This is a genomic window from Collinsella tanakaei YIT 12063, from assembly GCF_000225705.1.
Taxonomy (GTDB): domain Bacteria; phylum Actinomycetota; class Coriobacteriia; order Coriobacteriales; family Coriobacteriaceae; genus Collinsella; species Collinsella tanakaei.
On sequence record NZ_JH126467.1, the window covers coordinates 314,660 to 327,733 of the forward strand.

14 protein-coding genes are annotated in these 13,074 nt (G+C 52.0%); 7 read left to right on the forward strand and 7 right to left on the reverse strand.

The genetic code is table 11. From position 1 onward, the window contains the following. The first annotated feature begins 5 nt into the window (after positions 1-5). The 3 genes from HMPREF9452_RS01535 to dut all read left to right on the forward strand — a co-directional run bounded on the left by HMPREF9452_RS01535 (position 6) and on the right by dut (position 1,410). On the forward strand, positions 6-446 hold the full coding sequence (locus HMPREF9452_RS01535) for a LysM peptidoglycan-binding domain-containing protein (protein WP_009140329.1): 441 nt from the start codon (positions 6-8) through the stop codon (positions 444-446). A gap of 72 nt (positions 447-518) precedes the next feature. After that, positions 519-962 carry a transcriptional regulator NrdR gene (gene nrdR / locus HMPREF9452_RS01540; protein WP_009140330.1) on the forward strand — a complete coding sequence of 148 codons (444 nt, stop codon included), beginning with the start codon at positions 519-521 and terminating at the stop codon, positions 960-962. A gap of 4 nt (positions 963-966) precedes the next feature. Next, positions 967-1,410 carry a dUTP diphosphatase gene (dut, locus tag HMPREF9452_RS01545; RefSeq protein ID WP_009140331.1) on the forward strand — a complete coding sequence of 148 codons (444 nt, stop codon included), beginning with the start codon at positions 967-969 and terminating at the stop codon, positions 1,408-1,410. Positions 1,411-1,454: 44 nt separating this feature from the next. Here the strand turns inward: dut and HMPREF9452_RS01550 are convergent, their stop codons facing one another. Beyond that, entirely contained in the window at positions 1,455-2,720 is a 1,266-nt protein-coding gene (locus HMPREF9452_RS01550; RefSeq protein WP_009140332.1) for an MGDG synthase family glycosyltransferase, read from the reverse strand. A 104-nt stretch (positions 2,721-2,824) separates the two neighbouring features. On the opposite strand from HMPREF9452_RS01550, the gene HMPREF9452_RS01555 reads away from it, so the two are divergent. Continuing rightward, positions 2,825-3,766: an NAD(P)/FAD-dependent oxidoreductase gene (locus tag HMPREF9452_RS01555; RefSeq protein WP_009140333.1), complete on the forward strand. Its 942-nt coding sequence runs from the start codon at positions 2,825-2,827 to the stop codon at positions 3,764-3,766. A 179-nt stretch (positions 3,767-3,945) separates the two neighbouring features. Here HMPREF9452_RS01555 and HMPREF9452_RS01560 read toward each other — a convergent pair whose 3' ends face one another. Next, positions 3,946-4,815: a DegV family protein gene (locus HMPREF9452_RS01560; RefSeq protein WP_009140334.1), complete on the reverse strand. Its 870-nt coding sequence runs from the start codon at positions 4,813-4,815 to the stop codon at positions 3,946-3,948. Between the two features lie 140 nt (positions 4,816-4,955). On the opposite strand from HMPREF9452_RS01560, the gene HMPREF9452_RS01565 reads away from it, so the two are divergent. After that, complete coding sequence (locus HMPREF9452_RS01565; protein WP_009140335.1) at positions 4,956-5,576, forward strand: DUF1836 domain-containing protein; 621 nt, start codon at positions 4,956-4,958, stop codon at positions 5,574-5,576. 93 nt (positions 5,577-5,669) lie between these two features. On the opposite strand, the gene HMPREF9452_RS01570 is transcribed toward HMPREF9452_RS01565, so the two are convergent. The 4 genes from HMPREF9452_RS01570 to HMPREF9452_RS01585 are packed head-to-tail and all read right to left on the reverse strand — an operon-like array spanning position 5,670 to position 8,342. Then, positions 5,670-6,203 carry an adenine phosphoribosyltransferase gene (locus tag HMPREF9452_RS01570; RefSeq protein WP_009140336.1) on the reverse strand — a complete coding sequence of 178 codons (534 nt, stop codon included), beginning with the start codon at positions 6,201-6,203 and terminating at the stop codon, positions 5,670-5,672. A gap of 39 nt (positions 6,204-6,242) precedes the next feature. Then, positions 6,243-7,115, reverse strand: coding sequence for a transcriptional regulator FtsR (gene ftsR, locus HMPREF9452_RS01575; RefSeq protein WP_050797602.1), 873 nt, complete (start codon positions 7,113-7,115; stop codon positions 6,243-6,245). 1 nt (position 7,116) lies between these two features. Beyond that, positions 7,117-7,551: an FHA domain-containing protein gene (locus HMPREF9452_RS01580; protein WP_009140338.1), complete on the reverse strand. Its 435-nt coding sequence runs from the start codon at positions 7,549-7,551 to the stop codon at positions 7,117-7,119. A gap of 59 nt (positions 7,552-7,610) precedes the next feature. Continuing rightward, positions 7,611-8,342, reverse strand: a complete 732-nt coding sequence (locus tag HMPREF9452_RS01585; RefSeq protein WP_009140339.1) for a CDP-alcohol phosphatidyltransferase family protein — start codon at positions 8,340-8,342, stop codon at positions 7,611-7,613. Positions 8,343-8,817: 475 nt separating this feature from the next. Between HMPREF9452_RS01585 and adhE the strand changes: the two genes are divergently transcribed. Then, entirely contained in the window at positions 8,818-11,463 is a 2,646-nt protein-coding gene (gene adhE, locus HMPREF9452_RS01590) for a bifunctional acetaldehyde-CoA/alcohol dehydrogenase (RefSeq protein WP_009140340.1), read from the forward strand. 82 nt (positions 11,464-11,545) lie between these two features. Then, entirely contained in the window at positions 11,546-12,310 is a 765-nt protein-coding gene (locus HMPREF9452_RS01595) for a phosphotransferase family protein (protein WP_009140341.1), read from the forward strand. Between the two features lie 101 nt (positions 12,311-12,411). Here HMPREF9452_RS01595 and HMPREF9452_RS01600 read toward each other — a convergent pair whose 3' ends face one another. Beyond that, positions 12,412-13,071, reverse strand: a complete 660-nt coding sequence (locus tag HMPREF9452_RS01600) for a thiamine diphosphokinase (protein WP_040362101.1) — start codon at positions 13,069-13,071, stop codon at positions 12,412-12,414. Between the last annotated feature and the right edge of the window lie 3 nt (positions 13,072-13,074).

Sequence of the window (13,074 nt, forward strand, 5' to 3'; positions counted from 1 at the left end):
TACCGATGAATACGCAATCTTACGTTTCTGGAAACCTCGCACTTTCCGTCTATCCGGAACATGAGAATAGTCTTGTTGTTATCAACGGTGGGCGCGATTGCGCTGCGGTCGATACATCTATGGTTAAGCGTGCGCCTCGTACGATTCATTCCCGTAGGCTTTCTGCAATACGTGTTGCCGTCTTTGTTATTGTGAGCGTCGCGGTGTTCATGGCTACCTATCAGATTTCAGTTGCAGCTTTAGCTCCCACTTACGACTTGATCGAGACCATGGACTTACAGTCTGTACGGGCAAAGCAGGGAGAGACGCTCTGGGAGCTTGCTGAGGCGTACCATGTCGATGGGATATCGACTCAGGATATGGTCTCCGCCATTAGAGATTGGAACGACCTCGACTCCTCGATGCTCCAACCGGGTCAAACGATCTTGGTCGCCAATCCTTCGTAGCCATCCTGCTTCAACGCATCTTCGCTGTTCTGGGTTATCCTATATGCATTGTATATCTGAAAGGATGCTATTATGCGGTGCCCTAAATGCGGTGGAGAGAACACGAGGGTTATTGATTCGCGCATGCAGGAAGTAACCAACGCAATTAAACGACGTCGCGAATGTCGTACGTGCGGTCATAGGTTTACGACGTTCGAACGCTGCGAGGACCCTATAGAGGTTGTCAAAAGCAACGGTACCACTCAACCATTTGATAGAAACAAGCTGATGGTTGGTCTTATGCGAGCAACCTCGAAACGGGATATCGATCTTTCTCAGCTCAACTATCTTATTGATGACATTGAGCTAGAGCTCCGATCGAGAACGGTTAGAGCTGTCTCTTCTCATGAAATCGGCGACATGGTTCTAAAGAGGCTTGCCAACCTAGACAAAGTCGCATATATTCGCTTCGCATCCGTCTATCGTGATTTTAAGGATGTTGAAGAATTCTTTAACGAGCTCGACAAGTTGAGGTGAGCTGATGGCTGCTATTACGGTGCCTATTAAAAAGTTGTCCCCAGAAGTCCAGATTCCTTCGTACGCCTATGAAGGAGACGCAGGACTTGATCTTCGCTCTATTGAGACTGTTGTCCTTCAACCTTTTGAGCGCGCTCTTATCCCGACTGGACTGGCTATCGCACTGCCGGATGGATACGCTGGATTCGTCCAGCCTCGCTCCGGTATGGCAATCAAAAAGGGCCTCTCTATTTTGAACACCCCCGGTCTTATCGATGCGCATTATCGTGGCGAACTCAAGATCATTGCCATTAACCTCGATCCCCATGAGTCTATCGTTATCGAAAAGGGTGACCGTATTGCCCAGCTTGTTATCCAAGCCGTTCCTAGCGTGACGTTGCTTGAGGTCGATGAGCTCGATGAAACTGACCGAGGCGAAGGCGGCTTTGGTTCAAGTGGATCCAAATAGTCGGCTTTTCTAATGGAGGCTCCCTGCGCGGAGCCTCCAAGTATCTATCGGGTGTGAGCGGGTTTTTCACCCCAGTAAAACTCAAGAAAGTGCTTCTGTCGCCTTCTTTTGATCTTCGTTTGCCCCATGGTAGCTCGAACGATATCTTCTGCCGCATTCGGTTTTCTCAATGCATTGGCACCAATGAGCAGCGCATCGAGCGCTTCGGGGTGCCTATGGATTCGCTCAAGCGTGAGGACAAGCTCACGTGCTGTGGTCGCATGGAGGCTTGCGCCAAAAGACGTCAGCATTACCGTATTGGCTTTTTCCTGCCCATATGATTTCCCAACCAGGAGCATGGGAAGGTGCGCGCACAGGCATTCGGTAACGGTGAGGCCGCCAGATTTCAGTATCGCTAGGTTTGACGCCCTCATAAGAGAAGCCATATCGCTTACATAATCCAAGACGGTGGCGTTTTCTAGCTTCATTCCAGAGAACAAAGCTTTTAGGTTTCTTGCATATTCATGGTCTTTGCCCGGGAGAAAGACAAAGTGCATGTCAACGAAACGTCGCAGATAGGGTAGCGTCTGCTCGATCGCCATTCTAAAGCGAACGTACGGCTGCGGTAAGCTTGCTCCTGCGAGAACGAGGACGATTTTCTTGTTTACAGGGAGTCCGAACTGCTCAAGAACAGCATTCCTATCGAAGGGCTCATCCTCAAAGCCTCCTCTAACTGGTATGCCGGTAATGGTTATATTCGCTTCCGGAACCTTACGGGGACGAAGCGTCTCTGCCATAAACTCCGTTGCAACGCAGAACATATCCGCTTCTTTATGGGGCCACAAGCCCTCTATCTCGTAATCGGTGGGGATGCAAACGATGGGATAATCGATATCGGTCATCATTCGAGCACCAACCGCTACGTTTGCCGCGGTGATATGCGTGCATATTAGTGCGAGGGGTCTCTTTTCACGAACATAATCATTAAAGGCTGGGAACATAATGCGTGACCAGGCGGAGCCACCGCCCCAAAGCAAGCGTCCCGTTAACGTGTATCGCCAAGTGATATCGTAAATGGGGCGCGTGGCGCCGGTGAACGAGGCTGCGGTCTTGTTGCCGTCAAATTTAATTCGTCCAAAGTCCAACACGTCGAGGACTTCAACGATTACGTTGGATGGAACATTATTGGTTCCGCGCATTCGGTCTATCGCCTGAGCGACCGCATTGGCTGCAGCCTTATGTCCTGATCCGACGGATGCATGCATGATTGTTATGACCGGCGCAGGCGTGGCTGTGTTTTGCCAAGGTGCCATCGCACGCTTCTCGTCCATGTTCACTCCTTGCGTAAAATCAATCTTCTCCATTCTACGATTAACTTATCTACTTGTTGTCTCTAATAACGGGTATGAAAAGAAAGACTGATTGGAGGTCATGAATGAATGAACAGTCGACTTATGATGTCGCCATTATCGGCGGTGGACCCGCTGGATATACGGCAGGCATCTACGCCGCCCGCGCCAGCCTCAATACAGCCGTGTTCGAACAAGGTATGCCGGGTGGACAGATTGCAACATCCGACACAATTGATAATTACCCTGCGTTTCCTTCGATATCTGGCGCCGAGCTTGGAATGAAAATGCAGGATCATTCTGAACAAGCTGGTGCTCAGACCATCTATGAGATGGTGAACAATGTTCATATTGATGAAACGGGGGAGTTTGATGTTGAGACCGTCTCCGCCACGTATCATGCGCGATCGCTGATTGTTGCTACCGGTGCAAGGCCCAGACTCGCGGGTTTTAAGGGTGAAAATGACTATCGCGGCAGGGGCATCTCTTATTGCGCAACATGCGACGGAATGTTTTATCGCGGAAAAGACTTATTTGTTGTGGGCGGCGGAAACTCAGCCGTCGAGGAAGCGATGTTTCTGGCTAAGATCGCTAAGCACGTTACGATGGTTGTGCGAAAAAATCATTTTAGAGCATCTCGGGGCATGGTCTCTAGGCTACTTGAGCATGATAACGTTTCAGTTCGCTTTAACACATCCATCACTGAGGTTACCGGCGGCACGCTTCTTAATCGTATAGAGTTCATCGATACGACAAACGGCGAATCTAGAGTCGAGGAACTTCCTGAGGGGTCATTTGGCATCTTTGTCTTTACAGGCAACGATCCCGTGGTCGATCTTGTGAAGGATTACGTAGACCTTGGTTCAGACGGCGGCGTCATCACCGATGATTCCATGATGACGAAAACGCCTGGCTTGTTCTGCGTTGGCGATATGCGCACTAAACAGCTTCGTCAGGTTATTACTGCTGCCGCGGACGGCGCCATTGCCGGTACGGCAGCGTACCGATACCTGGAGCAGTTGGATTAACGCTATTTGATTGTTTGCTTTGGGAGAAGGAAGGCTTCTATGCTCAAAGCAGTCCTTCTTCCCTTTTCTATTCGCGATAATATATCTTATGTAAAGTTGTTATTTATATAATAGACCCGGCCGCCGCTATCAGCATCTTCATGAGCGGCGGCCGGGTCTACGGTTATTTTGAATGCGGACTATACCCATCCATAGCCAACGATAATACCGCTCGCTTCAGCGTAGTACGAACAAAGGCCACCGCAAGGCAATATCTTTATTTCTGCGTTTGGCCATTGCTCTAAGAGGGTGCTTTTAAGAAGTTCAGCCGTATGCTCGTTATTAACATGATCAATCGCTATGAAGCCCCCGTGATACCCATCGGAGACCATTGCATCTATGATACCGCGAATCGCTTTCTTCTCGCCTCTTGAGGGACCGACTAGCTTAATCGTTCCCTCCGAATTTGCCGTGCCGAGAATGCGGATATTTAAACGACTCGCAATGGCGCCGGCAACGCGAGGCATTCTACCTGCTTTTACCAGGTTCTCATAACTGCTAAGTGAGAAAAGGACCTGCGAAGTTGCTTCGAGCTTCTTTGCGTATTCAACCGCTTCGTCGAAAGTAGGATTATTACTTAGGTACCTATCTAATAGGGTAACGATAAGTTCAAGCTTGCCGCCGGCAGCGCGTGAATTTAGAACATAGATATTCTTACCAGCGATAACGCCGTTGCGATCTCGAGCATATTCGTCTAATACAATATTACGAGCCATCATGGCGGCATCATAGCTACCAGATAGATTCGAACTTATGGTTACGGCGATAACGTTGTCTGCCGACTTAAAGATCTCAGTCCACTCCCCTACACTTGGACAAGAACTCGAACTTGCGGATGCCTCGATAGCTACAGCCTGGTTAAGCGCGTCTACATCGAGGTGCTCGTCATCGACATACTCGATACTGCCAACATTTACCTTAAGCGGCGCCAGACGGAATGACAAATGAGGAGTCTCGGGGGTGTACCCGCGAAGATTACAGCTTGAATCTGCTGCAATGCACCATGACATAGCAGTTCCCTTCTAAGATGATGAAGTTCAAGTTATTATACTCCTGCTCTCCATGTAGTTTTGTATACTAGGTCTAGTAATTTACAGTATCTTGTTTAATGTAACCTTAATTCTTAGAAGAGAAGGACGAGGGGTTGTTCATGAAGCCGTCTCCCCAGGTTATTCCTATGGCAGATTCATCTGAGCAGATTTCTCCAGATGATCTTATTCCCACATTTCTTCCTGACGCATTTCTTAGATCAGAAGCGGCTATTAATATGCAGCGCTTCAAATTGCCCCGTTATGACGATCTCCCAGAAATCCCTTTATACCGTGAACAAGTCATCTCTTATATAGAAAAGGCATTTGAGCCGCTGTCTTATTGCGTAGAAGGTCCTTGGATAACGCCCTCTATGGTCAACAACTATGTAAAAGCTGGTCTTGTTCCCCCACCGGTGAAAAAGCTATATGGTAAAGATCAGCTTGCGCTGCTTGTTGCTATCTGCATCTTTAAGCAGGTTCTATCTATGTCTGCGATAGAGCACCTCTTTAAAATTCAACGCATTACCTATCACAATGATGTCGCGTATAACTACACCGTTACTGAGGTTACCAATTCCCTTTCAGCTGCATTCACTTCCACGTTCGAGACATCGGAAGATTCCGCCAAGTTGGTGACACGCGAATCACTTTTAGTTAGAAGTGCGGCCATTGCGTTTGCTTCTAGGTGCTACCTTATGGGCTATCTGAGATACACAGGTCTAGATAAGTCTTATAAATAATGGTCAGCAAGTGGCAGATAATTAAATCGCTAAAAAACAAGGCGTCCGATTATCGGACGCCTTTCTAATCAATACATGGTTTTAAAAATATGTCTAGCTTACCTTGATAAGGCTGAATACGTCGTGATTGCCAGACTCAGCAAGCGTCGTACGAGGATTAAGGAACTGCAGCTCAAGAATGCAAGCAAACCCGACAAGTTCGGCACCGATTTGTTGGACGAGCTTACCGGTCGCTGCAGCAGTGCCACCCGTTGCGATGAGATCGTCGACTATGAGAACCTTATCGCCGGGTTTGATTGCATCCTTGTGAATCTCAAGCGAGTCGGTACCGTATTCGAGTTCATAGCTAACTGAATAGGTATCACGAGGAAGCTTTCCGGGCTTGCGAGCAGGAATGAAGCCCGCACCCAGTTCCATGGCTACAGGCACGCCGACGATGAAGCCGCGCGCTTCAGGTCCGACAACCTTGGTGATTCCAGCATCGCGAAAATGGTCGGCAATGGTTACAACGGTCTCTCGGAGACCATCCGGATCGGCGAAAAGAGGCGTGATGTCTTTGAAAACGACGCCGGGCTCGGGATAGTCGGGAATATCGACGATAAGGGACTCGAAGTTGAAATCGGACATTGAACGGACACCTTTCCTGTGGCTGGCCTATAGCATCGTCTAACGACGAGAGCTTGAAACCGAAGCACGGTTCTTAAGAGACGGAACCTCGATGGGCTTTATCTTCGCGGAATCGACATTGCTTTGAGCTGCCCGGGTCTTAGCGGCCTGGTCTGCGCGAGAAAGCTGCTCGTCGATCGTGTCGACATCAGCGTCCTCTACAACAGCATTAAGCGACTCGAAAACTCTGTTTTTGAGCAGAGCGGTGCGAACGCCGTCAGTGAGATCGTGAAGCTTGTTGAAAGCTCGTTCCAACTTTGCGGCGCGGTCATCGTCCGAATCGTCCATGCCGAGCATGCCAATCAAAACTTGCTCGAACATGGTCGACTCGCGGTTGGCTGCGGAAACGTACTGGCGAAGGTTGCGCGGCTCGATATGAAAACGAGAAAGCTCAGCGCAGTAGCGGATGATCTCGAAGTCACGACCATCGATGAGTTCGCGATTCTGCGGACTTTTGATGATGCGTATGAGGTCATTCTCAGCAAGGGAGCGAACGAATGATATCTCAACCCCGAGCAGATCCGGCATGTCCTCTATAGGATGCAGTTTCTGCTTGCTCTCCTTAGGCTGCGCCTTCATGGGGAGATCGGAAAGCAATCCGATCTCAAAGGCGAGAGTGGATAAATCGGTAGCGCTCTCGAGCTTCTGCTTGATTACGTTCAACGGCATGTATCGCGTTTTTTGTAGATGCAAAATGACTTCGAGTCGATCAACGTCCTCTTTTGAGTATTGACGGTAGCCTTTTGGAGTGCGATGCGGCGTTATCAGCCCCTCGTCCTCCAAGAAGCGAATCTTGGAGTTCGAGAGGTCTGGATAGGCACCGCGCAACAAGTTGACGACCTGACCGATGCTGAGGTAGCTGCGCTCAGCCAAATTACTCACCAGTCTCAATGCGCTCCGGCGTGCTCTCGTGATAGATGAGCGTGAACGTACCGATCTGAACGGAAGAACCGTCATGGAGGGGCGCGGAGTTTACGATAGCGCCATCGACCCATGTGCCGTTAAGGGAGCCCAGGTCCTCGATGAGGACTCCCATGGGCCCACGCTTAATCTTCGCATGAGCGCGAGAAACGGTCATGTCGTTAAGGAAGATGCTGTTAGCCGGATCGCGACCAACGGTTGTTTCAACCTCGTCGAGCTCGAAGGTGTTGCCAGTCTGGGGGCCCTTAATGATGGTGAGAACGGGAGTGCTAACTTGGACTTTTCTCATAAGATCGGGTGCGGTCGCATCGTCCAAAGGCATACGAAAAACGCAGGTGGCATCGGTGCCCTCGCCCATGCCGGACATGTTGTTATAAGTCTCTACCATGGCAAACCCCTAGTAAAAATTGAAATTACATACTCGATATTCTACCCCACTGAGAATGATTAGTGCTCAGGGGAAACCTGCTCATCGGACTCAATTATTTCCGGATTGAGAAAATCCGCTTTCTCATCTTCCGGGTGATCAAGCGCGTGCCTAATCGCCTTGACACCCTTGTAGGTGTATATAACGCCCGTGATCATGGAGAAGACAACTCCAAGGTATACGAAGAAAATTCCCATAGGCGCCGGGGTACCGTTAAGACCCGGAAAACTGGAAAAGGACGCGGGCAGAAAGCTCAGGCCATCCAAAACAGGGAGACCAAATAGCATCAGCGAAAAGCCGGCCATAAGGAAGGCAGTGGCCGCTTTGCCGGTGTAGACGACGTCGATGGGTCGCCTATGATATCGGCGAACGATGAGGTTGCCTAAACCGAGATATACATCGCGACCGATAATGAGCGCGCAAACCCATAAGGGAAGCTCCGCTCTCGCAACAAGCCCGACGACACCAGTGAACAGAAGGGCACGATCAACGATGGGATCCATCATCTTGCCCAGCCAGCTGACAGTTTTGGTAGCTCTAGCTATCTGGCCGTCAAGCCAATCGGTAGATGCGGCGACCGCATAGATTACAAGCGCTACATAACGGTTGTAATCCGTGACAAATAAGTAGAGAAATACAAACGTTAAGATCAACCTTATAAAGGTAATGAAGTTAGAGATCGTAAAAATTTTATTTGAGGGGTAATCGGATGTACCGATTAGCTCTTTTTTAATCTTTTTCCTAAGGCCCACTGGCGGTCCCCGGTTTCCTCGAGAGTACACAACGTTTCATTACTATACCCGCTAACCATACTTTGAACGCTATCCCCACATACGTTCTGAATAGGTTTTCAAAAAAGTACCCGAATATAACCAAAAAGCAGCTAATCGTTACCCCTTCTTCGTTCGGCGAAAAATGATTCTAGATAATCCTGCTCTGAATAAACTAGCTATAGAAAATAAAATATTGAAGCGCTCCAACTTTCTATATGCTTACATTTGCTTTAACCAGAACTTATCTATAATGAGAATAAAGATTACTAGGAGAATTGCCGATTTTTATAGGGTGACAGCTCACTAATCAACCCGTTCACCATCTTGCTTTTAAAAAATATATAGACATTGGAGCGCTTCAATTAGAGAGAATTGCCAAAAGTCTGTTCACTTCCCTATTCCTAATTGCTATCATTCAAGTTGTTGGGTAAGGCCGCCGCTTAAGGAGAGCAGTATGGCAAAGAAACCTATCGCAAACCCTGCACCCCAAATCGTAGACTCAGTTGAATCCCTTGAGGCGAAGCTCGCGCGCATGCGCGAGGCCCAGGGGATTTTTGCTAAGTTTACGCAGGAGCAGGTCGACAAGATCTTCTATGAGGCTGCGATGGCCGCTAATAAGGCTCGCATCCCCTTGGCCCGTATGGCCGTAGAAGAGACCGGTCGTGGAGTCCTCGAGGACAAGGTGATCAAGAATCACTACGCCGCCGAGTACATCTACAACGCGTACAAGAACACAAAGACATGCGGAGTTATCGAGCGCGACGAGGCGTACGGCATCACCAAGATAGCCGAGCCCATCGGTCTTGTTGGCGCGGTCATCCCCACCACCAACCCCACCTCCACCGCTATTTTCAAGTGCCTTATCTGCTTGAAGACTCGCAACGCGATCATTATCAGCCCGCATCCCGCAGCTGCTAAGTGCACTATCGCCGCTGCCAAGCTGGTTCTGGATGCTGCCGTCAAGGCTGGCGCACCCGAGGAGATCATCGGCTGGGTCGACGTTCCCTCCATCGACCTTACTAATATGGTTATGCGCGACGTCGATATCATCCTCGCGACCGGCGGCCCGGGCATGGTCAAGGCTGCCTACAGCTCCGGCAAGCCCGCCCTGGGCGTCGGCGCTGGCAACACCCCCGTTGTCATCGATGACACCGCGGACGTCAAGCTCGCCGTCAACTCCATCATCCACTCCAAGACCTTTGACAACGGTATGATTTGCGCTTCCGAGCAGTCCGTTACCGTTATCGATACCATCTACGACCAGGTCAAGTCCGAGTTCGCTCGCCGCGGCTGCTATTTCGTGAAGAAGGGCGCCGAGATGGAGGCCCTGCGCGAGGCCATGTTCAAGAACGGAGCCCTGGACCATCGCATCCCCGGTATGCCCGCCGCCAAAATTGCCGAACTCGCCGGTATCGAGGTTCCCGCAAAGACCAAGATCCTGATCGCCGAGGTGGAGTCCACTGATCCCGAGAAGGAAGAGTTCTCGCACGAGAAGCTCTCCCCCGTGCTGGCGATGTATCACGCCGCCAACTTCCAGGAGGCAGTGGACAAGGCGGAGCACCTGGTCCTCGCCGGCGGCCCTGGCCACACTGCGTCCCTCTACGTGCATCCCGCCCAGGCCGAGAAGATCGCCCTGTTTGAGGACACGATGAAGGCTTGCCGCATCGTCGTCAACACCCCCTCCTCTCAGGGCGGCATCGGCGACCTGTACAACTTCGGTATGAAGCCCTCCCTTACCCTGGGCTGCGGTTCCTGGGGTGGCAACTCCGTCTCCGAGAACGTTGGGGTGAAGCACTTGCTGAACGTAAAGACCGTGGCTGAGCGCCGCGAGAACATGCTCTGGTTCAGGGCTCCTGAGAAGGTCTACTTCAAGAAGGGTTCCACCCCCGTCGCACTCGACGAGCTTGGCACCGTCATGGGCAAGAAGCGCGCCTTCATCGTTACCGACCAGTTCCTCTTCAAGAACGGCAATACCCGTGCTATCGAGGCTAAGCTGGACGAGATGGGCATCGCTCACGACTGCTTCTACGATGTCGAGCCCGACCCCTCGCTGCAGTGCGCGCGCCGTGGTGCCGCCCAGATGGCCCTCTTCGAGCCCGACGTCATCATCGCGGTCGGTGGCGGATCCGCTATGGACGCCGGCAAGATCATGTGGATGATGTACGAGCACCCCGAGTGCAACTTCGAAGACATGGCCATGGACTTCATGGACATCCGCAAGCGTATCTTCACCTTCCCCGAGATGGGCAAGAAGGCTTACTTCGTCGCCGTCCCGACCTCCTCGGGTACCGGCTCCGAGGTAACGCCGTTCGCGATCATCACCGATAAGGACACCGGCATCAAGTGGCCGCTCGCCGACTACGCGCTGCTGCCTAACATGGCGATCGTCGACGTCGATAACGCAATGACGGCCCCGCGCGGTCTTACCGCTGCTTCTGGCATCGACGTTATGACCCACGCCATCGAGTCCTACGTCTCCATCATGGCTTCCGACTACACCCAGGGCCTTTCCATGAAGGCAGTCAAGCTGGTCTTCGAGAACCTGCCTTCCGCTTACGAGAACGGCGCCAAGGATCCGCACGCTCGCGAGGAGATGCACAATGCCTCTTGCATGGCAGGCATGGCATTCGCCAACGCCTTCTTGGGCCTCAACCACTCTATGGCCCACAAGCTCGGCGCCTTCCATCATCTGCCCCACGGTATCGCGAACGCCATCATCCTGACCCGCGTCATGCGCTACAACGCCGCCGAGGCTCCTGTCAAGATGGGCACCTTCTCCCAGTATCCCTACCCCAACGCTCTGCACAACTATGCCGATCTCGCTCGCTACGCGGGCATCCAGGGCAAGGACGACAAGGAGGTCTTTGAGAACTTCGTCGTCGCCCTTGAGGAGCTCAAGGAGACCATCGGCGTAAAGAAGACCATCGCCGACTACGGCGTGGACGAGCAGTACTTCCTCGACACCCTTGACGACATGGTCGAGCAGGCGTTCAACGATCAGTGCACCGGTGCCAACCCGCGCTACCCGCTCATGAGCGAGATCAAGGAGCTCTTCCTCGACGCCTACTACGGCCGTGAGCCGCAGTCCTACGAGGTCTAAGGGACTTAACCGTTGTTTAGAGCGGGGACGCTGATGTTCCCGCTCCCACCTGTCGGCGCTATACCAGAAAGGATGCGCAGATATGATTCTCTCCGATTCCAAGACCCAGATCGTCGAGCGCGGTAACAAGAAGGTCTATGACCTGGGCGACAAGATCGTCAAGGTCGCCAATGCCGCCAAGCCCGTATCGGATGTTTTCAACGAGGCCCTGAACCTCGCCCGCATCAATGAGGCCGGTATCCGTTCCCCCAAGGTTCTCGAGGTTTCAGAGGTCGAGGGCGACGGTTGGGCCGTTATGACCGAGAAGGTTCCGGGTGTCACTCTTGCCGAGAAGATGGCAGAGGACCCCAGCCGTTTCTATGAGTATCTTGAGCAGTTTGTCGACCTCCAGATTGAGATTCACGGCTTCCGTGCCCCGCTTCTTAACCGCCAGCGCGACAAGTATGCTCGTATGATCAACAGCCTGGCCCAGATCAACGCGACCACCCGCTACAACCTTCTTGAGCGCCTTGACGGCATGAAGAAGGAGTTCCAGGTGTGCCATGGTGACTTCAACCCCTCCAACGTTATTGTTGGCGAGGACGGCAACCTCTACGTCTGCGACTGGGCCCACGCCACCCAGGGCTCTCCCGCTGCCGACGCAGCTATGACCTACCTGCTTTTTGCGCTTCAGGATAAGCAGCAGGCAGAGGCCTATCTCGAGCTCTACTGCGATCGCGCCGATGTGCCCATGCAGATTGTTCGTCGCTGGATGTCCATCGTCGCTGCCTCCGAGCTTGCTCGCGGCCGCGCTGACCAGGATGCCGACTTCCTGCTGAGCTGGATCGACGTCGTCGATTATCAGTAGGAAATACAAGGCCTAGCCTCTAGCTAATAAATCCCCCGGCAGCTATATTCAAGCAGCAGCCGGGGGATTATTGTTTCTATTTGAAGATGGCTCCGTCAAGCTCAGCGTAGGAAAACCCAGGCGACTATGGTTCCTTTGTGGCAGGTTATCGAACCGTCTGGATAGTCGAGCTCGTTGGAAATGCCAAGGTCCGATAACAGGGTCGCCTGTTTGTGGTCGAGCTCCCACCTCATCCGATGCTCAGAGACCTCGCACGTGTCTGACAAGGGGATGAAGGAAAAGCGATCACCCTGGTGACCTCCAAGGCTCCACGCCTCCCCGGCCTTGAGAATGCGGCCCCTCCTTCCATCGTGAATAAGCTCAACTGATCCTTTCCAATTCATCAATCTGCCCATAACGGCTAGAAAATGATCTGGTAGGCCGCCTTCAAGACACGTTGCGATTATATGGGCAAATCCCCATCTGGTCTCGATGGCCTTGAGAGCAAGGTCCAAATCAGTAAAGTCCTTATGAGGGTTATAGCGCTCGACCTCTATAAGGGCGAGTGGGCCAGAGGAAGAACCGATTCCGTTCACCAGGCGTCGGCCTTCCTCTCCAACAGAATCCGCATCACCGCAAAACAGGTCAACCGCGATTCCGGAGGCTAGCAGCATGTCGAGCCCCCGATCCACAGCGACGACTTTATCAACTTGATCGGCGATTCGACATAGAAGGTCGGCCGAGCACTGCTCGGGAGATCCCCCAACAAGCAAAACCTTCATGCG